This is a genomic window from Sphingomonas gei, assembly GCF_004792685.1.
GTDB lineage: Bacteria > Pseudomonadota > Alphaproteobacteria > Sphingomonadales > Sphingomonadaceae > Sphingomonas > Sphingomonas gei.
Genome location: NZ_SRXT01000009.1, coordinates 1 through 25,864, shown reverse-complemented (window position 1 = coordinate 25,864; position 25,864 = coordinate 1). Strand labels below are relative to the sequence as shown.

Here is a 25,864-nt window from a genome sequence, read left to right as displayed (position 1 = left end):
CCAGCAGGTCAGGTTACCTCCCCCGCGCGGACAGGATTTGGCCCCCAAGCGGTCAGGGAAACTCCCCCGCCGGGTCAGGCAAATCGCACCAGTCCATTGAAAGTGCACGGGTTTTTCGGCCCGAATCTGAATCTATTTGAATCATGAATCCTTCCGCTGCGAGCAGCGGCGTTTTTAAAGATGATTCTTTGGAAGAAGTCCGCCGATTCGCTTTTCGCCGCAACCCGCGGCCCAGGGGCGCCAGTCATCATCGTGAGCAGTCGAGAGGGGAGGGGGGTGTTGAGCTGGTGAACAAGAGGTGCATCCATGCCGCTTACAGCCCAACGACCATCACAGGAACTCGTCAACATCGTCGCAGCTCTCGGAGGAACCTGGAGCGGCTATGTTGCGATGTGCCGCTGCCCAGCCCATGCCGATAGCTATCCGAGCCTCTCGATCAGGCAGGGCGACCGGTCCATCCTCGTCACCTGCTTCGCCGGGTGCAATCGCGAAGATGTGCTCCGGGAGCTTCGGCGCGTTCGGCCCAAACAGCATTTTGCAATTCCCGATCCGGCCAACCTTGCTCGGGCGATCAATGTCGAGCGGATCTGGGATCAGGGCAGCGACGTGCGTGGCACGCTCGCGGAGAGATATCTCGCACGGAGACATCTCTTACCGCCGCCGGCCGATCTCCGATTCCATCCGCGCTGCCCTTATTTGCCAAAACCAAAGACCGTGTTTCTACCGGCCCTCCTTGTTGCCGTGCGCGAATTCAGAAAGCTGGTCGCCATCCAGCGAATCTTCCTTGATCCAGAGAGCGCCGACTATACTCGCAAGGTCATGCTCGGCACGCCACTGTCCGGCGCATGGCGGGGCAGGGCAGCAGGGGCGACCCTTGCGATCGCAGAAGGATTCGAGACGGCCGATGCCTTCATGCGGCTGAACGACATTCCTTGCTGGGCCTCACTCGGGGCGCGGCGCCTGGATCAACTCACCATACCCGCGAGCGTCACGACCCTGCTCATCGCCGAAGACAATGATCCGGAAGGCCGGCGCGCAGCAGTGCAGGCTCAAGAACATTATGCGCGAGATGGACTCGATATTCGTCGCTTCCCGCCGCCGCCCAAATTCAAGGATTGGGCGGAGGTGCTCGATGGCCGGTCGTTGCTGCAAACCCGGAGTTGACGCGAAACGGTCAGGACCAATGCCGGATGTGCGCTTCTCCATGCCATAGACAGGTCGCGGCGCCCGACTTCATCGATATAAAGAGGGGATGAGATACGATCATAGCTCTGCGACAGGAGACGAAGGAGAAACAGCTGTCGAGCTGATCGTGAAGCGGTCTCTGAAATGGATCTTCCGACGTGTTTCCGGCCCAGATGTCGGAATCGATGGTATTGTCGAACAGGTCCGGGCCAACGAAGCGACGGGTCGATGGATATCCCTGCAAATCAAGAGCGGAGACCGTTTCTTCCGGGAGAGTGGCCCGGAAGGCGTTGTTTTTCGAGATGAGAGACGGCATCTCGATTATTATCGCTCCCATCAGCTCCCTGTCGTGGTGATCCTCCACTATCCCGGGACCGACGACGCGATCTGGCAGTGGGTTTCACCAGAAACCGTAATCGAGACACCCAAGGGCTACAAAGTGCTGGTGCCGCACGGCCAGAAGCTGGATGCGACCGCCGCCGCCGAGTGGGCTCACCGACTGGGGCGGCGCAGCGAGAAGACAATCCCGCCGGAGCTGCAGCCGGAAACCCGCTTCAGCGATGGATCGCTATCTACCATCCACGATGTGCTGGGCCGCGCTGAACATGAACTTCTGGTGGCAGCGCCGTTCCTGTCGATGGATTTTCTGGCGCTGCTTGATTTCATGGCCGCGAAGCTCTCGGTGCGCATCCTTACGTCCGCCTCCACCTTGGAGCAGCCGCTCCTCAAGGCGATCGGCATTGAAGGTCGATTGGAAATTAGGCTCCTTGAGCATCTGCACCTCAAGTCGATTTTGGTCGATCGAGAGGTCGCTTGCCTGACGACAGCCAACTTCACGCGCAGACGAACGGCCGCGGCACGCGAGGTTGTCACCATCCTCACGTCCCGCGATGCTATCGATGAAATGGCCTTCCAATTCGAAGAACTGTGGTCTCGGGCGGTCTCGCTCTAGGCGCACCAAAACTTTCAGGGGTGAGCCTTAAGCGCAGAGCGCCGTCACATACCGTGACATCAAGCGATCATGCTTCAGCGAGGCGCACGCATCGACGTGTCGGGCGACCACGGCGCGAAGCGCCGGAAAAGGGGAGGGGGGTCGAGGGCGTGATGCTGCCGAGGGTGCAGCCACGCAGGAGATCCCAGATGACCGACCTCTTCCACGCGGCCAATCGCGCCGATCATGAAGCCGCACGCCAGCTTCTTCCGCTACTGAGCTCCGGCGAGACGATCACACGGCGGCACCTCAACCAAGCGATGATGGCCGCATATGGCGGCTCCGACGCCGAAGGCCGGTGGACCCAGCGCGAGAGTTTCGAAATCCTCGAGCATGCGCTCGCCCTGCACATCCGCGCTTCGAACCTGACCCTCAATGCGTTCGACGATGTCCGCCCGATCATCAACCTGGTGACACGCCTCCCTACTCAGACCGTCCGCAGCGAAGAGCAGATCGAGTGGCAGCAATTCTCGACTCCGGTCGATATCGCCGCCGTTGCGGTGCTCCTGGCGAACGTTCAGCCAGACGATGTGATCCTGGAGCCGAGCGCCGGAAATGGCCTTCTGGTCGCGCTGCTTGGCGACCATCTGGCACTACACCTCAATGAGCTAGATCCCGCGCGGCGTGGCCGTCTTGCGGCTGTCTTCCCGGCCGCGACCATTACCGGCCACGACGGTGCGACGCTCAACTCCTCCCTCGCCACGATCGAACGCCCGACACTGATCATCATGAACCCTCCGTTCTCGCGCTCGCTCGGACGTGGGGCTGATGATTTTGCCGCAGTTCGCCATCTCCAAGCGGCGCTACGCCGCTTGCTCCCCGGCGGACGTCTCGTCGCGATCATGCCTGACTGGTTTGGACCAAGTGCCAGGATGCGTGATCAGTACGAGACGGTACTCCGCGACCTCACCGTTCGGACGACGATTCGTCTTGAGAAATGCTATCTAAAGCACGGCACATCGATCGCGGTCCGCTTATTCGTGATCGACAAGGTTCCGGGCAAGGCGCCGCCGGCGATCATACAACGCTCTTCGGTCGCCGAGCTGATCGAAACACTGAACATCCACGAACGCGGCCCCGCTCGCGCCGACCTGCCAGCACCCGTCTCGCTGGAGCGGATCCTCCATATCGCCGACGGCGATGCCACCGCTGAATTCCTGACCAACACCAAGTCCGGCAAGGTGGCGCTCCAAACCAAGGCACGCGCACTCATGGAAGAGAAGGAGGGGACACCGATCCCGCGGGTCGAGCTGATGCGACCGACCAGACGCGAATATATGCGCGAGCACGAACTCTTCGAAAGCGCATGGACCACGATCGATCGGGAGGCCTTTTCCGCCAAGTGGCGCGAAGAAGCCGAGGAGGCGTCGAACAAGACCGATACCGAGACCGTCCGCCTCGCCACCGGCCTCCTGCTCCCGATTTGGTCCGCACTGCCCAGTGACCATCTGGTCGTGAACCGCATCGCCGACAAGGCGGGCAATAGCTGGCTCGGGCGCCTTGTCTTTGACGAGCATGTGGTTCAGCTCTTCACCAAGCTCGGCATCGATCGCGCCGAGAACTTGCCGCCCCAGGACATCGTCAAGTCGGCCTTCTCCGGCCGCGCCGTCGACCTCGCCCGGCCGTTTCCGATGACCATCCGGCGCGCGCTGGTGAACGGGAGCCCGCGGATCGAGCTGGTTGGTGCTCCCTCCCAGCAGCTCGCCTGGCTCAAGTCGATCGGCTGTTTCACCGAGGTGATCCAATACCGCACGCGGGTTTTCCTGCCGGTGCCAACGGCTGCGGAGACGCTCGACCGAATCCTGCTCGGCGCCAGCTGATCGGCGAGGCTGCCTGCGGCAACGACCCCGGCGGCCACCCTGGGAGAGAGGTGAGGGGGAGCGGGGACGGTGTCCGGAATGTGCCGGACGCCAGAAGGAGTTACCCCCGTGATCCAGACCATCAAGCTCAGCAAGCTCCGGCTTTCGCCTATCAACGTCCGTACCGCCCCCGACGAGCAACTGCAGATCGAACCCATGGCGGCCAGCATCGAGGCCAAGGGCGTGCTGCAGAATCTGCTCGTCACGCCGGCGAAAAAGCCGCGTGGCACTTACGAAGTCTTTGACGGCGGCCGACGCTGGCGCGGGCTGCAGCTGCTGGTTGCGCGCGGCACGATCGTCGCCGACGACTACGACGTTCCGGTCAAGGTACTGACTGGCGACGACGCCACGCTGTCCGAAACGTCGACCGCCGCCAATTTCCATCAGCTCAAGCTGACGCCCGCCGAAGAATGTCGGGCATTCCAGCACTTCATCGGCTCGACTGGCGACCTGGATGCCGTCGCCAAACGCTTCGGCGTGACCCGTCGCTTCGTCGAGGGGCGTCTCAGGCTTGCCTCGCTCGCAGAGCCGATCTTCGCGGCGCTCAGCGCCGGAGATATCACGCTCGACGTCGCGAAGGCCTATGCGTCGACAGAGAGCCAGGAGAAGCAACTGCTTGTCTGGAACAATTATCAGAACAACTACGTCAACGCCGACACCATCCGCCGCGTGATCGCCAATGAGTCCCTGAAGGCGAACGACCCGATCGCCATTCTGGTTGGCGAAGAGCGTTACCGCGCCGCCGGCGGGAAGGTCGATGGCGACCTCTTCACCGATGGGAACGACCGTTGGGTCAATCCAGAGATCGCGCACCGGTTGGCCGGCGAGATCATGGAGGCCGAGGCCAAGCGCATCGGCGAAGAGACGGGCCTAGCGTGGATCCGGCCAATCGCCAGCAACTATGCGCACAACGCCGCGCACGGCCTGTACCGCGCGATCCTGCGTCAGCCTGATCTGACCGAGGAACAAGCCCAGCGTCTGGCGGAGATTGAAGAACGACGTTCCGAACTCGAAACCGAGATGCAGGATGAGTCCCTTTCCGAGGAGGACTTCAAGCTCCTCGACCAGGAAGACGACCGGCTGATCAGCGAGGCTGAAGCGATCGACAACCGCGCGCCAGTTCTCCCCGAAGAGCTGAAGGCCCATGTCGGCGCGTTCCTGCTCCTTACGCCGCAGGGCGAGATGATGCTCGATACCCAATATTACAGCGAGCAGCAGATTCTCATCGAGGAGCCGGCCAACGGTGATGAAGGCGGCGATGCTGAAGCCAGCGAGCGCTCGTCGGGCGGCTTCCGCGTTGGCAGTTCCAAGACCTCCGAACCGACTTATCGTCCCGAGACGGTTGCGCCAGGCGGCAAGCCGCTCAGCGCCCGTCTTTATGACGAACTCGCGATGCAGCGACGCGACATTCTTGCCTCCTGCATCCTCGCGCAACCCGCGCTCGCGCTGGATTATGCGCTGTTCGTGATGGTCGACGCCCGGACCAAGACGTCGAGCTACTATAGCTTCAGCTCGACCAAGTACGGCACAACGATCCGCGCCGGCGCGCCGCAGGACCCGAACACCGGCGACATGCCGACGTCACGGGCTCGTGAGTATCTGGCCGAGGCGCATGAGGGCCTCGACGCTGGCTGGACCGAGCACGAAAGCGAGATCGACCGGTTCGAAGGCTTCCGGGCGCTCGACGATGACAGCAAGGCGAACTGGTTGGCCTACATCGTGGCGATCTCGCTCGAGGCGAAGCCCGGCATCAGCAACGAGCAGATCCCCCTTCACAACCGGTTGGCCTCGATCCTCGACATCGATGTCGCCAGCTGGTGGCGCCCGACATCGGAGAACTTCTTTGATAGGGTGAGCAAGGGCAGCATTCTCAGCCTGCTCGACGAAGTGGGCGGACCGGCGCTCAGCGGCCGTCATGCCTCGCTCAAGAAGACCGAGATTTCGGCGAGCTGTCAGAAGCTCTTCGCCGGCGACACCATCGTCGAACCCGAGATCAAGGACGCGGCGCTAGTTTGGGTACCCAACGCGATGCGGTTCCTCGAAGGCAAGCCCGAAGATCACCTCGTCGAGGCGGATGACATCGATCGAGGCGACGCCGATGACGCCGTCGGCACCGATGGCGACACCGCCGCGGATAGCTCGTCGGCTGGGACTGACCCTGTCGACGAGGCCGGATCGGGCACATCCACGGCTGACGAGACGATGCTCGAGCCCACAGCCTGACAGCCTGATGGCGGGGGCGGCGTTCCGCCGCTCCCGTCATTGGTCACTTCCACGCAGGGCAATACGCTCCGCTGGCGCCCGAGCTGGCGGCTTCACTTGCCCGCTCTCCGGAGCGCATTGTCATGTTCGAAAAAGCACGACCGAGCCGCGATGTCGCGGCGGAGATCACCAACCTCATCATCAAGAAGCTCGAAGAGGGCGTTCCGCCTTGGAGCCGGCCCTGGCGTGTGCAGGGAAGCGGTGGGCGGCCGCTCAGACATTGCGGAACGCCCTACACGGGCATCAATACATTCTACCTCTGGGCGATTGGTGATGCCCAAGGATATCGCTCGCGCTACTGGATGACATACCGCCAGGCTGAGGCGCTGGGCGGCAATGTTCGCCGCGGCGAGTCCGGTTCGCTGTCGGTCTATTATTCCAGCTTCAAGAAGATCGAAGCGAACCCTATCACCGGCGCCGAAAAGGAGCGGAGCATCCGCTTCCTTCGCCACTACATCGTCTTCAACGCGGACCAAATCGACGGCCTCCCGGCGTACTACTATCCGCCCATAGAAGATCCCGAGCCGATCGACCTGTCGGTCCATCAGGCCGAGATCGATCGCTTCTTCGCCGCCATCCCGGCGGAGGTCAGACATGGCGGTGACCAAGCCTATTTCGCACCGACCCTCGACTACATCCAGATGCCGCATCAGCGCACATTCCGCACGATGGATCATTACGCGTCGGTGCGCGCGCACGAGACCACACATTGGACAGGCGGCACGACGCGATTGGCGCGGGCCTTCGGCAAGCGCTTCGGCGACAAGGCATATAGCTTCGAGGAGCTCGTTGCCGAGATCGGGAGCGGGCTGGTCTGCGCTCATCTCGGATTACCGAACGAGCTGCATGACAGCCATGCCAGCTATGTCGCGCACTGGCTCAGCATCCTGCGAGGCGACAAGACCGCGATCATTCACGCCGCGTCCAGGGCCGAGCAGGCGTTCAACTATATGCTCGCGTTCAGCGAGCACCCGGACGCGGCGCCCCCGGCTGCAATGTCGCGCGAGGCGGGCGAGCCTCTCGCTGCCGCAGCGTGAAGGAGGCCTCCATGTCACTCGAAATCAAGACGCTCGTCTGCCTCTCGACCGCACATGTCGATGAGGCCACGGCACGCGAGCTGGACACCCTCGTACGGTTCCCGCTGCCGCTCGCCGCTCGCGATGTTCCTGACATCTGGCAGGCTCACGTCGTGGCTGAGCGCTGGCAGGACTATGGCTGGTTCGTCTGGGTGCCGTCACCGCGCCGTGCCGCCATGCCACCGGCGCTCCGCGCCTGTCTCGCATTGGCCGAGGTCGCGGGCGCGACCTGGATCCAGTTCGATCGCGACTGCGAGCCGATCGAGGACCTGCCGACCTACGACTGGTGAAAACCGCACAATCTGAGGAGACCATCAATGGGCTGGCTCACAATGTCCCGCTATCATATGGGCGGGCACGCATCCCCAAAAGCATATCTGGACGCACAGTTCACCTATAGCCGTGATGTCGACGGAGTCGTCAAAGGGCTGAAGCTGCTTGCTTCGTCGTGCCCGCAGAACCGCACCTATTATGCCGCCGCCCAGGAGATGGTCGATGGTGTTGGACGCGACGTCTTCGCTATCGTCTGCAAGGTGATGTGGAATCCCAGGAGCAAGACCGGAGAGCACTTTGGGTACAAGGACATGGATGAATCGATGGGACCGTGCGAGGACAACTGCCCGGCCCATATCCTCGATCTTCTGACCCCGACCGACAAGGAGTATGCACTCGACTGGCGCCGGCGCTGCCGCGCCAATCTCGAACGACGCGCCCGCAAAATCGAGGACGGCGACCGCATCAGGCTGGCCTCGCCGCTCACCTTCACGGACGGCCATATCGGCGACGAATTCATCGTCGTGAAGCGCGGCCGACGGCTGAACTTTCGCGACCCTGAGACACGCATCGGCTACGCAATCAGCCGCTTCATGCAGCGGGAATGGACGATCGTGCCGGTGACGAAGGTCCACAAGACGATATTTGCCTGAGGCTGGACGCCCGGGCCATATGTCCGTGAAAGGGATTCTGACATGTTTGCCCCCGCACCCTGGCTGTCGCCCAAACGCTATCTCCTGTGCAGCCGCGAGAATGCGCAGCGTGTCGCGGCTCGGCTGTTCGACGCGCAACCTGGCCGCGTCAGCATCATTCGAACAGACGAACCGCTGCAGCCGTTTCATGTCTCAACCGCGCCTCCACGCGACGCGCATGTCGAGATTGAGATCATGTCATGATGCGGACGATATTCCTCGCCGCTCTCGCGCTCGGTTCCTGTGAAGCCGCCTCTGAGGTCGATAACGATCGGAGTTTCAACGCCCGGACACGGGCGCTCGACGGTGACACTGTCGCCGTCGACTTCCGCCTCCTGGGCGTTGACGCGTTTGAGCGCCGACAGCCGTGCGAGCGCCGCGGCGCATGCTGGCAATGCGGTAAGGCGGCGCAGGATTATGCCGCGACCCTGCTCCGGTCGAAGACAGCCCAGATCAGGCTTAGCCCTTCGACGACCTATGGCCGGCCGGTCGCGACGGTGACCGTGGATGGCGCAGATCTCGGCGAACGCCTGATCCGCGCCGGGCTCGCTCTTCCCAAGGCCCAGTATCTTCGCGGCGATCCCCGCCGGGCCGCCCGCTACGCCACCGCCTTCTCACAGGCCAAGGCCGCGAAGGCGGGGGCTCTCTCAGGAGGCTGGATTGAACCCTCCAGATGGCGGCGCGGAGAGCGTCTCCAGTGCGAGAGACGTCCCATCGAACGTTAGCCTTAGGCCGTAAGCGAGGGATCTACCCACCAGGAAGGGCCCTGCTCGAAATTCGCATCGAGCCTGACGAGTGGTCCATCCGGAGCATCCGCGACATAAGGCCTCGTCAGCGGCATGCAGCGACCCTTCATCCGCCGCACTTCGCCGGCCACGCGCCCACGGCGCTCGAGCAGATCCTCCAGCCATTCGAGATCATCGAGCATGTCGACCACCCCCCGACCCGCGAGGCAGAAATAGATGCAGCGCTGGAAATCGTCCGCGCCATCATTGGCGAGTATCGCGGTCAACTTGCGCTTGGCCGACGCATCCCCCTCGTGGGTCCAGGCGATCGCCTCTCGAAGTTCGCGCACCGAGTAATACGCATCCTCGACGTCCATGCCGATGGCGGCGTTCGCGAGCATACGACGTGTCGGTCGGTTGTCGGCATCCAAAGCGGCGTCGCGCAGCGTGATGTCGAGATCGAAGCGGTCGTGGAAAACGGTTTTCTTCATCACAGGTCTCCAGCAAGCTGGAACGTACCGTGAACATGTGCGCCGGTCAAGACGGACATGGACAATCGGAAAGGGCATCTCACCATGTCGATCGACATCATCGTCGGGCTTCCGCATCTCAACGAGGGTCCGATCCTTCAGCGGGCGCGGACACTGCGGACCACCGCCCTAATTTCGGCAAACGGCCTGTCGCGCTGGTCTGGCAAGCGCGGCTGGCGCGAATGGATCGGCTGGCGCACGAGTCAGCTTCGCAACGCAAACGGTCTGGCTGCGCTCTGCCTCGACTCCGCCGGATTCGTTGCCGCTTCGCGCTATGGCGGCTTCCCCTGGACCATCGCCGACTACGTCGTCCTGGCTGCCACTTACCCGTTCTTATGGTGGGCAAGCGCAGATTATTGCGTCGAACCCGAAATCGCAGGCGATCGCGAAGAGGTGACCGACCGCATCTCACGGACCATTCGGGCAAACCGTGATTGCTCGCGGCTGGCCGATGATCACGGCATCGCCAGCAGGATGATGCCGGTCATCCAGGGTCGAAGTCCGAGCGATTATGAGCGCTGTGCCGACGCGTTGAGCGGACTGATCGCATCAGCCGCCCTGGTCGGCGTTGGAAGCATGTGCAGGCGCGACATCCACGGGCCCGAGGGCCTGATCGCCGTGATCGACCATCTCGACCGCGTCCTGCCAGCCGGAATCCGGCTCCATGCTTTTGGGGTGAAGGGGACGGCCCTCCCATTCCTTTTGCCGTACAGTCACCGCGTCGCGTCGATCGATAGCCAGGCTTATGGTGTCGCCGCGCGGCGCGCTGCCCTCGGTGGCGGCATCGCCAAGACGGACGTGCTCGTCGCCGATCATCTGGAGCAATGGGTCGGTGCCCAACGCGCTCGCTTGGGCCGGCGGCCTCATCAGCTTCCTCAAGTTCGGCCCACGCCTCACGATCCGCCGCCGCCCGATCCTTGGGAAGCTGCGATCGCACAAGCCCGCGAAGAAATCCGCGACCTCATCGAAGCCGGAGACCTCGATCATGACGAGCTAACCTCGCCGTGGATCGAGCAATGGGCGGCCGACATCTACCGGGACAGGCTCGCAGCCTGAGTGAGGGGAGGGGGAGCCGAGGGCTGAAGAGGGGGCGGGGCCAAGCCGCTCCCCAGCGCCGAGGAGCCCCCCATGCTGCAATCCGCCATCATCACCGAACGGGTCTTTCGCCACGGTCATCTCGCTTGCGGGATCGGCGCCGGCGCCAAGGGCTTCAACATGGCCAATCCGCGCGTCGGCAACATTCAGGCGCGCTTCGAGTGCGCCGGCGGCATCGACGTCGATCCGGGCGCCATCGCCAATTTCGAGCGGATGACTGGTGTGAAGGGGACCGTCATGGACCTTTTCAGCCGCGAGCAATATCGCGCCTTCCACGATCGCGAACCCGGTCTAGGCTGGCGCGAAGCGGTTCCCGACGATCTGCGCGAGATCTTCGGGCGTCTCGACTGCCTGTTCGCCAGTTTTCCGTGCAAGGGCTTCAGCTCGCTGCTGTCGCAGACGGCGAGTCTCACCGACAAATATCAGGCGCTGAACGCGCTGACGCTACGCGGCATCTGGCTCGCGCTCGAGGCCTACCGCGACGATCCCATCGCCGCGATCATTTTTGAGAATGTGCCACGGATCGCCACGCGCGGTCGCTGGCTTCTCGATCAGATCTGCGCACTGCTCCGGTCCTTCGGGTACAGCGTGAACGAGGACACGCACGACTGCGGCGTGCTCGGCAACCTTGCCCAAAGCCGCAAACGCTTTCTGCTGATCGCGCGCTATCCGGAGAAGCTTCCCAACTTCATTTATCAACCGCGCCACCACCGTCTGCGCGGCGTCGGCGAGGTCATCGGCAAGCTTCCGCTTCCCGGCGACCCACGCGGCGGACCGATGCACCGCGTGCCCGCGCTGCAATGGAAGACATGGGTCCGTCTCGCGTTCGTGGAAGCCGGGAAGGACTGGCGCTCACTCAATCGCCTGGCAGTCGAGGACGGCGTTCTTCGCGACTATGGCATTGTCCCCGAGGCGGATCTTCGCGACAATGCCTATGGCGTTTGCCGCTGGAACGATCGCGGACCGCTGGTCACGAGCGCGCGCGCACCCGGGCAAGGCCGGTTCTCGATCGCCGACCCGCGTGCCTTTTCGTCGCGGGAAGGCTCGGGCTTTCTCGGCGTAAACGACTGGACCGGCACGGTCGGCGTGATCAGCTCGCGCGGCCTGCCGACCAACGGCGGCTATTCGGTCGCCGATCCGCGCCCCGGCTATCCTCGGTCCACCCACACCAATCTCCTCGCCGTGTCGGAGTTCGACGGTGCCGCCCGTTGCATTGGCGGCGCAGCCCATGTCGCCGGGGGAGCACTCAGCGTCGCCGATCCCCGGCCGGGCTATGGCGCTTCCACCCATCGCTACGTTCTCGGAGTCCTCGGCTGGGGATCCGCCAAGGGCGTCGTCACGGGCTCGTCGCGGCCGAGCAACGGCGCGCACAGCGTCGCCGATCCCCGCATCAACGGGCACCCGGCGAGCGTCCAGTGCGGCGTCAAGCGCTGGGGACAGTCGGCCGGCGTCGTTACCGGCAACATGTGGGTCGGCTCAGGGCCTAATTCGGTCGCAGACCCGCGTGTCGCGAATATGCCGCGCTTCAACAATACCTTCCGCATCGTTCCCTTTGTGGGACCGGACGGTGCCCGCGCGGGGCTTCCGGTCGGCGATCCGCGCGCGCCAGACGGCAGGCACGTCAACGGCAAGTACCGTGTGACCGGCTATGGAATGGTATCGAACGCTGTCATCGGCGCCAGCACCACCGGCATGGGTGCCTTCGTCGTCGCCGACCCCAACTATGCCGGCGCGGGGCTCGGTAGCCACCACAACAAGATGCGCGTTGTCGCCAGCGATGCCCCGTCCCCGGTGGTCACTGGATCGGACCGTGTCGGTTCCGGAGCGCTGTCCGTCGCCGACCCAAGGCCACGCGGCCTCATGCGTGCCGACCGCACGTCCTATCTGACCCAAGGTCATTATGGCGTCACGCGCTGGTCGGGCGCCAGCGGGGCCGTTCCGGCTTTCGCCAAAAATAACAACGGACCCTGGTCGGTCGGCGACCCCCGCGAGGTGCCGATCGATGACCTGCCGATCACGCTGCCGCAACCCGACGATCGCCTCGTCGCCCGCATCATCGCACTCGATGAGACCTGGCACAGACCATTCACCAGCGCGGAGCTCGCCGCGCTGCAGGGCTTGTTCGACCCTGAGGAATCGTTTCCGGCGCATGTCGTGGATGCGTGCACGTCGTTCGACGAGCTGCTCGCGGCAGGCTTCGGTTTCGAGCTTTCCGGCGGCTCCGACGCGACCAAGCGCGAGTGGACGGGCAACGCCGTCCCGCCACCCTCAGCCAAGGGCATCGCCGAGACAATCGGCGAAGCGTTGCTGCTTGCCTCATTGGGGAAGACCTTCACGCTGTCCGCGCAGGAAATTTGGGTCAAGCCCGGCGCATTGGCACTGGCGATCGATAACCGTCAGAGTGCCTTCGAACTCGATCAGTATGACGTCCGTCCGCTGATGGGCGAGCTCCGGTGAGCGCCCGGTCGACCAAGGCCGAAGTGCGGAACCCGATCCTGACCCTCCCGGCCGTGTCGCGTCTGCGGGCGCTGACCCCCGAGGCGCGTCTCGCCCTCCAGGAGATATTGCTCGACATCCAGCACGATGCGCGCCTGCGCGCCGAGAAGAGCTGGAGGAGCCGCAAGCCGCCAGTCGCAGCTTACTGGGCCGCCTGTGGCGTCTACGCCGGGCACATCGCGCGCGCGATCGGGCCAGGCCCCGGTCGGGGCGCTCGCGGGGCCCGCATCCCGTCACCTTTTGAGGAAACCTTCACATGCTGATCGAACTGCGCAAGCTGCGGATCATCAACGCTCTCTCGGAAGAGACGCCTTGCTACACTGCGGAAATATGGATCGACGGCGCGCTCGCCTTCCACGCCAGTAATCGCGGTCATGGCGGCGCCGACGATTATCGTCAGGTCGGCGCGATCACCGAGGCCGAGGTCAACAGCTGGCTCCGCGCCAATAGACCGCAGCGCCTGTCTCACGGCATGACGTTCGACCCCGATCTGGAGCATGAAGTCGCAACGCTCGTGGATCAAGCCGAGCAGCACGCCCTGCTCCGGCGCCGCCTGCGAACCCACATCGTCACGATCGAGGACGGCGCGGTCTACACCTACCCACTGAAGGGCCGACCTGCCGCCGTCATCGCGGGTGCGATCCGCGCCAAGAAACCCAACATCGAAATCGTCAACGAGACCGGACAACCCGGGCTGGCGCGTGCCGTCCAGCTCTTGCTCGCCGTCGCAGCCGACGCCGAAGACAGGTGAGGCGCCAAAGGCGCCGCTTCCTGGCCGGTGGCCAGTGATCGAGCTGAAGAGAGGAGGGGGAAGGGACCGGGCGAGCGAATTTGCGCTCGAGACCGGAGGTCCACCCCATGCATTACGATGTCGCCATGCGCCACCAGCAGGCGCTCGACCCGAGCGCGCTGACCACCATCGCCGCGACGCTCCACGCGATCGATGCCGCCATCACCGATTGCCGCAACGCCGGCAAGGACAGCGAAACCGATCCCGCTGTTGTCCTCCTGGCGCGGCATTTGGGCACGGTCTGCGCGCGCGCCGCCGACGACACGGACCTGCGTCGGACCTGCCTCGACCAGATCGCCGAGATCCGGCGGCACTCCGTCCTGCGCACGCTCGCCTATCGGGGCGTCAGCTATGACGAAGCGGCCAAGCGCGTTTTCCATGCCGAAGGCCGGGCGGCGATGCGCCGGCTCGCCGAGGCCCTCGCACTCGACGGCGGAAGCTTCGACATTCGCTGCAACAAGGCCGGACCCGCGATCTCGGGCGAAATTACGCTCCATGGCGACGAAATCTGGGTACAGCTCTCGCTCAGCTGCATGGGACCCGACCACGAAGTCCTGTTCCGGCAAGTGCGGGGCCGCAGTGACCATATCGGTGATCGCAATCGCTGGGCGTCTATCAACGAGCTTCTAGCGCCCGATCGCTTCGCTGCCCGGATTCGCCGTGAATTGCGCCTGACCGCGCCTGTCGGTCAGCCGGCGCGCCTCTTCGCCTGATCTCGCGAACTGGAGGATTAACATGGACGTCATCCCGTGGGGACGGGGCTGCGAGACAGCGCCGTTGCCCGTGCCCGGCTTGCCCGAGCTCGCCATCGGCTCGGAGATCATCGGTGCCATCCACCGTCACGCGTGGATCGTTTTTAATCTGTCGGGTGGTAAGGATTCGAGCGCGGCGATGTTCGCGCTCAATCTCCTACTCGATCATCTCGGTCATCCGCGCGCGCGGCGCATGGCGATCCATGCCGATCTCGGCCGCGCCGAATGGGCGTCCACGCCCCAGACCGTGGCGCGGATCGCGGCGCAGGCCAACATGCCGCTGACCGTCGTCCGGCGCGCCGCCGGGGATCTGGTCGATCGTTGGAACCAGCGCTTCGAAAACGCCAAACGCCGCTATGAGGCGCTCGAGACGTACAACCTCATCGGTCCCTGGTCATCCGCCTCTCTCCGCTTCTGCCAGTCGGAGATGAAAGCGGCCGTGATCGGGCCAGCGATCGCCCGAATGCTGCCGGGCGAGCGGATCATCTCGGTGCTCGGCCTGCGGCGCGATGAGAGCCACACCCGCGCCGCCATCCCGGTCACCAAAGCCGATCAGCGATACGCCAAGGCCGGCAACCGGCAGGGCACGGTCATGTCCATGTGGAATCCATTGGCCAATTGGTCGGCGGACGATGTTTTCCGCGCGCACGACCTGCTCGGCATCCCGTTGCACGAAGCCTATACCATGTGGGGCTCGACGCGGCTGTCGTGCCGCTACTGCATCTTTGCGTCGTTGCATGACCTGCAGGCGTCATCCGCCGCGCCCCTGAACCATGAAATTTACCGAGAGCTCGCCGGGATCGAGGCTAGCTCGACCTTTCCATTCCAGCCGACGCGCTGGCTTGCCGATGTCGCGCCGCACCTATTGAGTCCATCGCTCGCGGCAGACATCGCCCGTGCCAAGGCTGACCAGTCAGAGCGGCGACGGATTGAAGCCGCAATGCCCGCAGGGCTGCGCTATATCGCAGGATGGCCGCCACGGATGCCCACAAGTGGCGAGGCTCGGGATATCGCCGTATCGCGGCGCCCCATTCTTGCGCGGCACAGGCTCGAGGAGCGGTATCCGACGGGCCCCACCGTCATGGCGCGCTTTGCCGAGCTGATGGAAACAGCCGCGCGAAAGCGCGCAGCGTGAATACAATCACCGTGCGATGCGGCCCGTTCCTGGTCTCGGCGACTGTCCCCAGGCTCGCCCCGCTCGGCTGGCGGTTTTGGACGCTCGCCGGATTTCCGGGCGATCCGATGGAGCCGCGGCCATATGGAGGAACCCGCTGCTTGCCGCTCGCCGTCGTTGATGTGGGCGGGCACGCGCGCTGGCTCTGCGCCATGGAACTAGATCGCTCCTTTAGGCTCTTCGCGAGCCACGATCTGTTCCCCTGCAGCGATCAAGACGGTGCCTGCGCCTTTGCCGACGAAATCCTGACCACCCACGCGCAGCAGCCCAGACTGCTCTGAACGGAGCCTCTCATGGAAACAACCCGCAGCCAGCGCTGGCGGGAGCGTCGCGCGCTGTGGGCGCGAGACCTCACCGTCATCGATCCCAATGCCTATGCCGTCGACGTCATCGATCATCGCGTGGCGCGCGCGTTCATCGCTCAACATCATTATTTGCCAAGCTATCCGGCCGCGCGGATCGCGGTGGGCCTGTTCGGTACAAACGCAATCTTGGAAGGCGTAGCGGTGTTCGCCGTTCCAGCGACGGACGCCGTCATCACCAGGCACACGGGCTTCAGCGATCCAGGAAGCGGATGTGTTCTCGCGCGGCTGATCCTTACTGATTCCGTCCCGCAAAATGGCGAGAGCTTCTTCGTTGCCCGCGCCTTCAGACATTTGCGTCGCGAGCGGCCGGCGATCGAGGCCGTGGTTTCCTACAGCGATCCTGGTGCCGGCCATATTGGCCGCGTCTATTGCGCTCTGTCGGCCGCACATCGGGCCGTCACGAGGCCGCGCTCGGTCCTGCGCGCCAGCGGCATGACGATATCCGGACGCACGCTATCGAAGATCCGGCTCGGCGAACCGGGCCACGCCGGCGCGATCGAGCAACTGGTGGCGTTAGGCGTGCCGAAGCCGAGGCCGCTCGAGCCGCTCGCCACTTGGCTATGGCGGCTCGAACGCGAACGGCATCTCGTACGCCACCAGCAGGCAGGGCTCTACGCATATTGCTTCGAGCTTACCCGCGAAGCGCGCCGCCGAGGCCGCGCACTGCCGCGCCTCCCATACCCTAAAGCGTTGCCCGTGGCCCAACCCGCGCTTCCCCTCTTCTCGCCCTTGGAGACCTGACATGGCTGACATCACGACCCTGCCCGTCATGAGCGCGGCCGATGCCGAGAGCATCGGCTTTGCACGCTTCAACGACGTGCCCACCCTCCCGATCGACGTGCCGGACGGGAATTTCACGATCAGTGCGAAGACCAGCGATGGACGGCGAATTACATTCTTCTTCGGCGAGTATCGTCGAGGTTCTCCGCCGAGCTTCGTCGACATTCAATATCATGATCAGGGCGCCAGCATTCCGAACGCAAATGGCGGGCGCTCACCAGTTTTCGACATGCTGACCATCGGCATGGGCGGTCGCCAACTGTTCGACAGCCGCAGAGGCACAAACGACGATAAGCCATCGATTGCCGTGATCCTCTTGGGGAACCCCCGCGACGCGCCGCCAAAGAGTGACCGGGCATAATCCGCCTGTGTGGCGCCTCACATCTGCCTGCAGCAGGTCAGCTAACCGGTCGCCGGCGAGCAGGGTCGGCCCCGAGGCGGAGATATTCGTGGCGACGCTGTCGATGCTGAGCAGCATGATCCGCGGCTCATCCGAAGAAGGCCGCCAAGCGCTCAACCACCCATTCGGGGTTATCTTCCGCGAAGGTGTGTCCGGCGTCCGGAACGAGATCGCTCATTACGTCATGGGCGACGCGCTGCGCGGTTTCGACAGTTTGATCGGACGGAAGTCCCCTGGCGCCGTTTAGCACCAGCACCGGCATCTGCAATTTTCCCGTGAATTGCGCCACGTTCTCGCGACCGTCCGCCAGGAGCGTCCCATAGTGCTCGAACCCGGCGCGGATGCCGCCAGGCGCCTCGAAGAAGGGCAGGAACCGTTCGCGCGCCCGCGCCTCGGCATCGGCATGCGTCGACATCATCTTCCAGAACGGCATGAGATAGGGTTCCTCTCGGCCCTCCACGAGCATCGTTGCGACGTCGACCTGACCGTGAAAACCGAAGTGCCAATAGCCACCCGTCGCAGGATTCATCCTGTCTTCGAGCCCGAATCCCGGGATAAGCGACTCGCCGAAAACGAAGCGGCGCACCTCGTCGGGATACCGCGAGGCATACGCATAGGCGACCATCGCGCCGATGTCCGAACCGACCAGATTGATCTCCGCAAAGCCGAGTTGCTGAACGATCGCGTGAACATCCTCGGCCACGTTTGCCTTGGAGTAGCCGCCCGCGGTCTTCTCGGAATAGCCGAAGCCACGAAGATCGGGTGCGATCAGGGTAAAGCCGGCAGCGGCGAGCGGAACGAGGACCCGACGCCAGTCCTCCCAGGTATAGGGAAAGCCGTGGAGCAGCAGGACCGCTGGCCCTTCGCCGCCAACGACATAGTGAATCCGGGCGCCGTTGGACTCGCTGTAGCGATGGGTGAACCCGACGACGCCCTCGACAGCTGTACCTGGGCTAGGCAGGGTAAGCGAGACAGCGGCCATGTCAGCGCCCAATCGCAGCAAGGGGTTGGCGGCGACGCAGCCACAGCACGGCTGCACTCAGCACGAGCAGCACGAGGGCGGGGACGGGATTGCCGCCGATCACGACAAGATGCGTAAACACCGCTGCTGCCATGACACACAGAAGCAGCAGAGCGCCCCAAGCACTGGACCGTGGAACTAGCACCAACAGGCCACCAGCGATCTCGAGCATTCCGGTCAACAACCGGAACCACTGGCCGATGCCGATCTGGTCGAAGATCGCGACCATTGGTGGCGCGCCCGCAAGCTTGGCAACGCCGGCCGCGACGAACGCCAGCGCGAGCAAGATACGGATACCGCAATCTGCTATGCGGGCACCCTTGCCAGGTGCGGCGGGGCCGAACCCGCTTTCTATCGTCGCGCTCACAGTCGCAGCCATCCGCCGTCGACCACCAACGTCTGGCCCGTGACGAAACGTGCGTCCTCGCTTGTGAGGAACGCGACCGGACCCGCGATGTCGGCAGGTGTTCCGAGCCGCTTGATGGCCTGCTGCATATAGATCTGTGCTTTCTGCTCGTTGGGCATGCCGCTCGCACCCTCGGTGTCGGTGATGCCGGGGTGGACAGCGTTGACGATGATGTTATCGGCAGCGAGCTCGCTCGCGAGTGCGCGGACCAGGCCGAGCACGCCCATCTTCGACGAGATGTAATGCGAGAAGCCGAAGCCGGGCGGCGTCACCATGCCGACCGCGTCGGAGCCGATCGCAACGATGGCGCCACCGCCCGCCTTGCGCATCAGCGGTACAATCGCGCGCGCGCCGAGGAGGTGGGAATCCAGGTTCAGCGCCATCACGCCGCGCCATATATCGGGCGTCATCTCCGCCAACGAGGCCATCGGATAGGCGCCGGCGGCATGGACGAGGATGTCGACCCGGCCGTAACGCTGCTCCACCTCACCGGCGACGCGTGTCCAATCTGCCTCGCTGGTCACGTCGGCCGCGATCGAGATCGCGCCGTTGCCAATCGCTTGCGCAGCTTCGGCGCCATCGCTGCGATTGACGATCACGACCGCTGCGCCGCGAGCAGCGAGCAAGTTCGCAATTCCACGACCGATGCCCTGCCGACCACCCGTAACGATCGCGATCTTATTGGCGTGGGTGCTCATGCGACCTCTTCTTCTCGCGGGACAGCGAGTGCGCGAAGCCGGGGCTCGCCGATCTGGTCCAGCATGTCGTGCTGCTGCGGTTCCCAGCCCAGCTCGGCACGCGTGCCCGGATCACGCTGACGGCTGCACGCTGACAGCAAGAGCGCGCCAAAAGGACCGAAGACCTCTTGCGCCTCCGTCATCGACAGCTTGCGTGCTTCGACGCCAAGATCACGGGCGACCGCCTCGGCGATCCAGCGATAGGGAATCTCACCGCCGACGGCGTGGTAGAGGGCGCCCGGTCGACCGCGGGCGATTACGAGTTCGAACAGCCGCGCGAGATCGGAGCTATGGACGTTGGAATAGGCCGCGAGCCCGGCGCCGATGTAACAGGCCGCGCCGGTCGTCGCGACCGACCGGTAGACCTTCGCGACCGGGCCGTCGTCGCCTGGTCCCCAGATTAGAGGCGGGCGGACCACGATCGACCGTACGCCGCTATCGGCAGCGGCACGGACAATAGCCTCGGCTTCAACACGCGCCGCAGCGAACGGCTCGGGGGTAAACGGATCGTCTTCAGCGAAGACATCGGGGCTCCAACCACCCCCGGTGCGCTGCATGAAAACGCCGCTGCCCGACAGAAAGATGACGGTCTTGTCGTGTCCGGCAAGCGCGGCGCAAAGTGCTCGCAGCACCGCCGGCTCACGCTCGAACTGCACCTGAGCAGCATAGATCGTGACATCGGCTTTAAGGGCAGCAGCAACGACGTCATCGAACCGGCTGTCGAGATCGGCCTCAACCGCCTGGAGGCCGTCTGCGGCAAGTCTCGCGGCTGCCTCGCCTGATCTGGCGAGGCCGGAAACCCGGTGGCCGGCACCCGCAAGATGTCGGGCAAGGTGACCACCAACATAGCCCGTCGCGCCGATGATGAAGATCTGAGGCATAAGCGAAAATCCCTTCGCCCACTATCTGGCGCTGGTGATCCATCAGATGTAGCCTATATCTCTCGATGCCATCCATCGTCTGGATAGATACATGCTCGACGGCCTTTCGCTCGATCAACTTCGCACCTTCATCGCGGCGGTTGATCAGGGCAGCTTCTCGGCTGCCGGACGGGCGCTTGGCCGCGCCCAGTCCGTGGTCAGCCAGACCATCGTCAATCTCGAGGGCCAGCTCGGCGTATCGTTGTTCCAGCGTATCGGACGATTCCCTCAACTGACAAAAGAGGGCATGAACCTGCTCCCCGACGCGCGGCGCATCGTCAGCCAAACGGACGGACTGAAGGCCAGGGCGCAGAGCTTCAGCGCAGGCCTCGAGCCCGAGCTCTCGATCGTAATCGATGTCATGTTCCCGCAAATGTGCCTCACGCACGCACTGGCGAGCTTCAAACATCACTTTCCGTCTACGCCGCTCCGGCTTGAGGTCGAGGCACTGGGCGCCGTTGCCCACGCAGTGCTCGATGGACGATGCAGCCTCGGCATTACCGGCACCCTCCCGTTTCCACCGCCGACCCTGACGTGCGAGCCGCTCTTCAGCGAAAAGATGATGACGGTGGTCGCCCCGGGCTCGTCGTTGGCCGGCAAGGCAGGGCCAGTCGCCTTGCGCGACGTCCAGGCGGAGACTCAGTTGGTCCTCACCGACCGCTCGTCGCTGACCGCCGGCGTGGACTATGGCGTTCAGGGGACGAGTGTCTGGCGACTGGCCGATCTCGGAGCCAAGCATGCCTTCCTGCGTGCTGGACTAGGATGGGGGCACATGCCGCACTGGATCGTCGCCGATGATCTAAGAGACGGCCGGCTGGAGGCCATCGAACTGGAAGGCCCGGCCGCCGGCGTGATGCCGTTCCAAGCGGTATATCCAGCCGGGAAATTGCCCGGACCGGCCGGACGCTGGCTGCTCGAACGGTTCGCGCTCGGTACCGCCGTTCCACTCCGCTAGTCGGCTCGCAAGCGATATCGATCGGCGCGTTCGGGACACCCTTTTTCAGCGCCGTATTATTGCGCGGCATCAGGACCGCGAGGCCGCGGCCGTCGACATCTATATCAATGCCGGAGAACCCAGCGCGGCGGGTGAACCGCGCGCTGACGAGGGGAGGGGGGCCGAAAAGGTGGCGTTATGCCGCCTTTCAGACCTGAGGTTCTCCTTTGTCAGCCACCGCGATCGTTCACCGTTGCGCCCAACTGATGACGAACCGGCCATCGAAATCTCCACCGAGCAAGCCGAGGCGGCAAATCGTCATGAAAGAACAGGTGATCCTCATGATGAAAGCAACTGAACTGAAACGCTGGCTCGGAAGCATCTCTTACGACAGCTTCATCGCCATCGACGACGGCGGTTTCGCTCTGGTCGAACTCGACGAAAGCGGCTTCGAGAAAAGCGCCTACCTCGAAGTTTGCGGCACGCCTGAAACCGACGACTAATTCCGGTATCCGTGTCTAAAGTCTTTCGAGACGGTCGACCACGATGCGGCCGGGCACGATGACCGACTTCAGCCATGAGAAGCAACTCCCTCCCGAGGCCGAGATCGATGCCGTTCGCCGCGACGCGCCGCTTGAGCTGATCCGCTTCCAGGACGCGGCTCGCATCGTGCCGTTGAGCGAGCGTCCGACGATGGAGGCGTGGCTCGAAACCTTCAACGCCGGAGAGACGGAGGCAGCATGACCGATTCCATCCCCCGCATCGCCGCGCTCAACGACCGCATACGGCTCGGGCTCGACAGCAATGCGCGCACCGTGATCACGGCGACCTGCCTCGCTACCCTCTCGGGCGATGGCCGCGCTGTGAGCGAGGCATTGGCCCAGGCCCAGGTCCTCGGCGCGATCCGGCGTTACGCTTTCAAACCCGAGGACGGCGCAGAGCGCGCGCGAGGCGAGTTCTCCATCGGCGACACGATCGTTCGCTTCAAGATCGATTATTATGACCTGTCCCTCGAATGGGGCTCGGAAGACCCCGCCGACCTCGCCGCGACTATCCGAGTCATGACCATCATGCTGCCCGCCGACGACTGACCCGCACCCTCTTCCTGTTCGCTTCTACCGGAGACACACCATGCGGCGGATCACACCGGCCAGCCCCGCACAGGGGCAGGCAATTGCAATTGCGGTTGAGCGGCTGCGCGAAGCCCGTACTCTTCTTCGCCAGGCTGGAGCGCGCCAAGCCGCGTCCGCGGCCGGCAAAGCAACCAGCAGCGCTGAAGGAGCGGCGCGGCACGTGCAACACAGGATCCGGAGAACGGCGCATGAGCAGGCATGACCTTCAACCCAAGGGCGACCAGCCGCACGTGGTCCGCGCAACGGTTGGCTGGGACCGCCCGCTCCAGACCTTTTTTGCACAGGTGTTTTTCCGGACAGAAGACGAGCCTGCCGACGGCGAGGCCCTGATCTGGTTCGGCACCGCGCCCGGCGAACTGCTGACGCCCGAGGCCGTGATCGCGATCGTCGAGCCTCATGTCACCATTCCCCCTGGACTCGTCGACATATTGAACGCTGAAATGCGCGCGACGATCGGCGTCAAGGACGGGACACACCAGGCCCATGCCAAGCGGTCGATCTTCGGCTCGATCCACTGATCGGCGCCTGACGCCGTCTCCCCGCTGAGCGGCAGTCCCGCCAGCGCATCGCAATTGAGGTTCAATCTCTCCGCGTCTTCCGCTCAGCCGGCGGCGCGCAACCCCGCGTGCCCGTCAGGCACCGATGATCAAGGAGCCGTTATGGCAGACCGTGTTTCCGCATCGATCACAATTGGAGGGTCGCTCTCGCGCTCGAGCTATGCCGAGCTCGTCGAGCACATCCGCGAAGAGGGCCTCGCGACTGAATGGGACGGGGAGCCCTTCGACGCGCATCACCGCGTTGTGGGTGCTCCGCTCAACCTCTATGCGCACGAAGTCGCCGGAGGCTGCTTCGACGACCTCGAAAGCTGGTGCGCCCAGAACCGGCTTCCGTTTGCACGATGGTCGGGCGGGTATGCCGGGCAATGGGGGCCGGAACGTGTCGTCTTTCGCGGCGAGGGGACTTCCACCTCCTATACCGCGACCGAAGACGACGAAATCGTCGTCGCGCGAGAGAAGATCGAGCAGCTCGGGTCGCTGGAGGCAGTGCTCGCGCACTTCGACGCGGCCGACTTCGCGGTGCCGCCGCTCGCCGTCGAAGGCGACGAGAGCGCCACAGCCGGCACTGCCATCCCGCGAGCGGAAGGATCAGCGCATGTCGAATAGCTACACCAAGGCCGCGTTCACGCTCGTCGTCACCGCCCCCGAGGCCGACCTTCTTCGCCGCGTCGTCGACGCCGTTTCCCTGATCGGCGACCCTGCTGTCAGCCTCGCCGCGCTGGAAGCACATTATGCGACCATCGGCGGCGATTTCGCCGTGATATTCCCGCGGACCGATCTCAGTCCTTTCGATGGCCTGCTCGACCTCTTCGCGGACGCAGCCTATCCCTATCTCGACTTCGACGTCGTGATCGGCGACCCCGACGCTGAGGGCAGGGTCATCTTATTCCTGTCCGGCGAGCAGTTCGGGATCGAGACCGCTGCCAACCTGATACAGCGTTGCGCGCGCTCCGCGCTCCCTTTCGGCTTCGAATGGGCGTCCGATCACGATCGCCTACGCGCCGGCGAATTCGGCGGTGGTTATGTCGTCATCACCGAGACAGCAATCGACTATGTCAGCACCGGCAGGATGCTCGACCGCGCGCTCGATCGCATCCGCGACGAAGGCGCCGATGGGTTTGTGCTCGCCACCCGGCACGCTGAGCACGGGCTCAGCTTCTTAAATGATGCCGACGGCTTCGACCGGTTGGCGAAAGCGCGCGTTTTCTCCGAGGCCGAGGCGGCAAACCTCGACGTCACGATCGCGACCTCCAGGGCCGAGTGGCTCGCCATGCCCACGCCACTCCATTTCTGATCGCCAGGAATAGTTGCGCGCGCGCTGCAGGGCTATAGCTTGCGCACTCGGAGACAGATGATGACCTCGATTCCGACCGATTATGATGCTGCCCGCGCGGCGCTGACGCGACTGATCCCGCTGGCGATGAGCGACACCGGTCAGGCGCGCCGCGTCGCCAACTTCCTGATGGCATGGTGGAACGGGCCCGATCTCGGTCATTTCGAGATCGCCGATATGTTCGGCCTCGACGTCGCGATCGCCAACGACATCACGACGGTCATTGGCTTTCTGGGCCAGAACGACCGCGGCGCCGTCTATATCGACAGCCTCGGTTTCGCCGAGGAAATGCAGGACATCATTGCGCAATGGCGCAAACCGGCGGCACCGTCATCGATGGACTAAATCGGACGGACCAATTCCGGACAGGGCTAATAGAAGCGCCGACCGATCCACTAGTTGCGCGGCACAGACAGTACGGCATAACCAGCGTTCGTCTGGCGACTACCGCCACGGCGGACTTTGCGTGGGAAGACCCCGATGCCCGAAGAGAACAACCTAGTCGAAATGACGATTGAAATCGTCGCCAGCTATGTCGCCCACAACAACATTCGGCCCGAAGACGTGCCCGATTTCATCGCGAAAACTCACGCCGCGATCACCGGCATCGCCAAGGAGCCAGAGGCACCGGCCGAACCATCCCCACCCGCCGAGGCCGAATACACGCCCGCAGTCTCGGTCCGTAAAAGTCTGGCGACCCCCGACCACATCCTTTCGATGATCGATGGCAAGCCGTACAAGACCTTGAAGCGCCATTTAGGTACGCATGGACTAACCCCGGCCGAGTATCGCGCGCGCTACGGCCTCAAAGCCGATTACCCGATGGTCGCGCCCGGATATTCCGAGCAACGTCGAGATGTCGCCAAGCGCCTTGGTCTTGGCCGCAAGCGCCAGGAACCGGCCTCCGCCCCCGAGGCCCAGCAGCCCGCTCCGCAAACCGAGCCCGCCGCAAAGTCGAAGGCGCCGCGCGCGCGCAAGCGCAAAATTGTCGAGGCGCCGACTGCCGTGGCGAAGGCACCGCGTCGCCGACGAGGACAGGTCGCGGCAGAGCCGAGCGACAACGGCTGAGGCAGCGGTGCGGACGAAGTAATCCCGACGGCGCCGAAGCGGCGCGGTCGGAGCGGCGCTGGCGCGCCTAACTCGGCCGAACGGCCGAGGAGCCGAGGAGGGTGAGAGAGTGTGTTCGGACAAGGGGTTCGAGCGCACAATCTCAGGAGACTTCCCATGAACATCGGCACCATCCAGCAGAACGCCAGCGGCACCTACACCGGCAAGATCTCGACGCTGACCGTCGCGATCGTCATCGCGCTGCGCACGGTCCAGTCCGTCAATCCGCGCGCACCCAAGTTCGAGATCCTCGCTCTTTCCGCCGCCCGCC

At 64.1% G+C, this 25,864-nt stretch carries 32 protein-coding genes; 27 read left to right on the top strand and 5 right to left on the bottom strand.

The window, feature by feature from the left end:
• The first annotated feature begins 306 nt into the window (after positions 1-306).
• From E5A73_RS19690 to E5A73_RS19650, 9 genes are all read left to right on the top strand, one after another.
• Complete coding sequence (locus E5A73_RS19690; protein WP_135965565.1) at positions 307-1,164, top strand: DUF7146 domain-containing protein; 858 nt, start codon at positions 307-309, stop codon at positions 1,162-1,164.
• An 88-nt stretch (positions 1,165-1,252) separates the two neighbouring features.
• The gene (locus E5A73_RS19685; RefSeq protein ID WP_135965564.1) at positions 1,253-2,137 is read left to right on the top strand and encodes a DUF4365 domain-containing protein; all 885 of its coding nucleotides are present in this window, start codon (positions 1,253-1,255) and stop codon (positions 2,135-2,137) included.
• 188 nt (positions 2,138-2,325) lie between these two features.
• Positions 2,326-3,996, top strand: coding sequence for a hypothetical protein (locus E5A73_RS19680; protein WP_135965563.1), 1,671 nt, complete (start codon positions 2,326-2,328; stop codon positions 3,994-3,996).
• A gap of 108 nt (positions 3,997-4,104) precedes the next feature.
• The gene (locus tag E5A73_RS19675) at positions 4,105-6,258 is read left to right on the top strand and encodes a ParB/RepB/Spo0J family partition protein (RefSeq protein WP_135965562.1); all 2,154 of its coding nucleotides are present in this window, start codon (positions 4,105-4,107) and stop codon (positions 6,256-6,258) included.
• A 122-nt stretch (positions 6,259-6,380) separates the two neighbouring features.
• Complete coding sequence (locus E5A73_RS19670) at positions 6,381-7,334, top strand: ArdC family protein (RefSeq protein WP_135965561.1); 954 nt, start codon at positions 6,381-6,383, stop codon at positions 7,332-7,334.
• Positions 7,335-7,345: 11 nt separating this feature from the next.
• Complete coding sequence (locus E5A73_RS19665; protein WP_135965560.1) at positions 7,346-7,663, top strand: DUF5983 family protein; 318 nt, start codon at positions 7,346-7,348, stop codon at positions 7,661-7,663.
• A gap of 27 nt (positions 7,664-7,690) precedes the next feature.
• Entirely contained in the window at positions 7,691-8,299 is a 609-nt protein-coding gene (locus tag E5A73_RS19660; RefSeq protein WP_135965559.1) for a DUF6927 domain-containing protein, read from the top strand.
• A gap of 42 nt (positions 8,300-8,341) precedes the next feature.
• Entirely contained in the window at positions 8,342-8,542 is a 201-nt protein-coding gene (locus tag E5A73_RS19655) for a hypothetical protein (RefSeq protein ID WP_135965558.1), read from the top strand.
• Entirely contained in the window at positions 8,539-9,063 is a 525-nt protein-coding gene (locus tag E5A73_RS19650) for a thermonuclease family protein (RefSeq protein WP_135965557.1), read from the top strand. Before E5A73_RS19655 ends, E5A73_RS19650 begins: the two co-directional genes overlap by 4 nt.
• Positions 9,064-9,065: 2 nt before the next feature.
• Here E5A73_RS19650 and E5A73_RS19645 read toward each other — a convergent pair whose 3' ends face one another.
• Positions 9,066-9,554, bottom strand: a complete 489-nt coding sequence (locus tag E5A73_RS19645; RefSeq protein WP_135965556.1) for a hypothetical protein — start codon at positions 9,552-9,554, stop codon at positions 9,066-9,068.
• Positions 9,555-9,638: 84 nt separating this feature from the next.
• Here E5A73_RS19645 and E5A73_RS19640 point away from each other — a divergent pair, with 84 nt between their 5' ends.
• The 8 genes from E5A73_RS19640 (at position 9,639) to E5A73_RS19600 (ending at position 17,406) form a co-directional block, all read left to right on the top strand.
• Entirely contained in the window at positions 9,639-10,649 is a 1,011-nt protein-coding gene (locus tag E5A73_RS19640; protein ID WP_135965555.1) for a DNA-binding protein, read from the top strand.
• A 72-nt stretch (positions 10,650-10,721) separates the two neighbouring features.
• On the top strand, positions 10,722-13,145 hold the full coding sequence (locus E5A73_RS19635) for a DNA cytosine methyltransferase (protein ID WP_135965554.1): 2,424 nt from the start codon (positions 10,722-10,724) through the stop codon (positions 13,143-13,145).
• A 295-nt stretch (positions 13,146-13,440) separates the two neighbouring features.
• Complete coding sequence (locus E5A73_RS19625; protein WP_135965552.1) at positions 13,441-13,935, top strand: hypothetical protein; 495 nt, start codon at positions 13,441-13,443, stop codon at positions 13,933-13,935.
• Between the two features lie 107 nt (positions 13,936-14,042).
• The gene (locus E5A73_RS19620; protein ID WP_135965551.1) at positions 14,043-14,687 is read left to right on the top strand and encodes a hypothetical protein; all 645 of its coding nucleotides are present in this window, start codon (positions 14,043-14,045) and stop codon (positions 14,685-14,687) included.
• Positions 14,688-14,709: 22 nt separating this feature from the next.
• The gene (locus E5A73_RS19615) at positions 14,710-15,861 is read left to right on the top strand and encodes a phosphoadenosine phosphosulfate reductase domain-containing protein (protein ID WP_135965550.1); all 1,152 of its coding nucleotides are present in this window, start codon (positions 14,710-14,712) and stop codon (positions 15,859-15,861) included.
• 140 nt (positions 15,862-16,001) lie between these two features.
• Positions 16,002-16,181 (top strand): hypothetical protein, encoded by a 180-nt coding sequence (locus tag E5A73_RS21830; protein WP_240700288.1) that lies wholly within the window; start codon positions 16,002-16,004, stop codon positions 16,179-16,181.
• A gap of 12 nt (positions 16,182-16,193) precedes the next feature.
• Positions 16,194-17,006, top strand: a complete 813-nt coding sequence (locus tag E5A73_RS19605) for a Mom family adenine methylcarbamoylation protein (RefSeq protein WP_135965548.1) — start codon at positions 16,194-16,196, stop codon at positions 17,004-17,006.
• Between the two features lies 1 nt (position 17,007).
• Complete coding sequence (locus E5A73_RS19600; protein ID WP_135965547.1) at positions 17,008-17,406, top strand: hypothetical protein; 399 nt, start codon at positions 17,008-17,010, stop codon at positions 17,404-17,406.
• 127 nt (positions 17,407-17,533) lie between these two features.
• On the opposite strand, the gene E5A73_RS19595 is transcribed toward E5A73_RS19600, so the two are convergent.
• The 4 genes from E5A73_RS19595 to E5A73_RS19580 form a co-directional block, all read right to left on the bottom strand.
• Complete coding sequence (locus E5A73_RS19595; RefSeq protein WP_135965546.1) at positions 17,534-18,427, bottom strand: alpha/beta fold hydrolase; 894 nt, start codon at positions 18,425-18,427, stop codon at positions 17,534-17,536.
• A 1-nt stretch (position 18,428) separates the two neighbouring features.
• A complete protein-coding gene (locus tag E5A73_RS19590; RefSeq protein ID WP_206366557.1) occupies positions 18,429-18,752 on the bottom strand; it encodes a DoxX family protein in 324 nt (107 codons plus the stop codon).
• A gap of 77 nt (positions 18,753-18,829) precedes the next feature.
• Complete coding sequence (locus tag E5A73_RS19585) at positions 18,830-19,570, bottom strand: SDR family NAD(P)-dependent oxidoreductase (RefSeq protein ID WP_135965544.1); 741 nt, start codon at positions 19,568-19,570, stop codon at positions 18,830-18,832.
• Positions 19,567-20,490: an NAD-dependent epimerase/dehydratase family protein gene (locus E5A73_RS19580; protein WP_135965543.1), complete on the bottom strand. Its 924-nt coding sequence runs from the start codon at positions 20,488-20,490 to the stop codon at positions 19,567-19,569. The genes E5A73_RS19585 and E5A73_RS19580 overlap by 4 nt, the downstream gene beginning before the upstream one ends.
• 91 nt (positions 20,491-20,581) lie before the next feature.
• On the opposite strand from E5A73_RS19580, the gene E5A73_RS19575 reads away from it, so the two are divergent.
• From E5A73_RS19575 to E5A73_RS19525, 10 genes are all read left to right on the top strand, one after another.
• On the top strand, positions 20,582-21,484 hold the full coding sequence (locus tag E5A73_RS19575; protein ID WP_135965542.1) for a LysR family transcriptional regulator: 903 nt from the start codon (positions 20,582-20,584) through the stop codon (positions 21,482-21,484).
• 299 nt (positions 21,485-21,783) lie between these two features.
• Positions 21,784-21,966, top strand: coding sequence for a hypothetical protein (locus tag E5A73_RS19570; RefSeq protein WP_135965541.1), 183 nt, complete (start codon positions 21,784-21,786; stop codon positions 21,964-21,966).
• Positions 21,967-22,024: 58 nt separating this feature from the next.
• Positions 22,025-22,207, top strand: coding sequence for a hypothetical protein (locus E5A73_RS19565; protein ID WP_206366556.1), 183 nt, complete (start codon positions 22,025-22,027; stop codon positions 22,205-22,207).
• Entirely contained in the window at positions 22,204-22,554 is a 351-nt protein-coding gene (locus E5A73_RS19560) for a DUF3768 domain-containing protein (protein ID WP_135965540.1), read from the top strand. The genes E5A73_RS19565 and E5A73_RS19560 overlap by 4 nt, the downstream gene beginning before the upstream one ends.
• A gap of 83 nt (positions 22,555-22,637) precedes the next feature.
• Positions 22,638-23,114, top strand: coding sequence for a hypothetical protein (locus E5A73_RS19550; protein WP_338112880.1), 477 nt, complete (start codon positions 22,638-22,640; stop codon positions 23,112-23,114).
• Positions 23,115-23,255: 141 nt separating this feature from the next.
• Positions 23,256-23,759, top strand: a complete 504-nt coding sequence (locus E5A73_RS19545; RefSeq protein WP_135965537.1) for a hypothetical protein — start codon at positions 23,256-23,258, stop codon at positions 23,757-23,759.
• On the top strand, positions 23,749-24,447 hold the full coding sequence (locus E5A73_RS19540; RefSeq protein ID WP_135965536.1) for a hypothetical protein: 699 nt from the start codon (positions 23,749-23,751) through the stop codon (positions 24,445-24,447). Before E5A73_RS19545 ends, E5A73_RS19540 begins: the two co-directional genes overlap by 11 nt.
• 60 nt (positions 24,448-24,507) lie before the next feature.
• Positions 24,508-24,831 carry a DUF7673 family protein gene (locus E5A73_RS19535; RefSeq protein WP_135965535.1) on the top strand — a complete coding sequence of 108 codons (324 nt, stop codon included), beginning with the start codon at positions 24,508-24,510 and terminating at the stop codon, positions 24,829-24,831.
• Between the two features lie 135 nt (positions 24,832-24,966).
• Positions 24,967-25,554, top strand: a complete 588-nt coding sequence (locus E5A73_RS19530; RefSeq protein WP_135965534.1) for a Ros/MucR family transcriptional regulator — start codon at positions 24,967-24,969, stop codon at positions 25,552-25,554.
• Between the two features lie 156 nt (positions 25,555-25,710).
• Positions 25,711-25,864 (top strand): DUF736 family protein (locus E5A73_RS19525; RefSeq protein ID WP_135965533.1); only part of this gene is annotated, 154 nt, incomplete at its 3' end.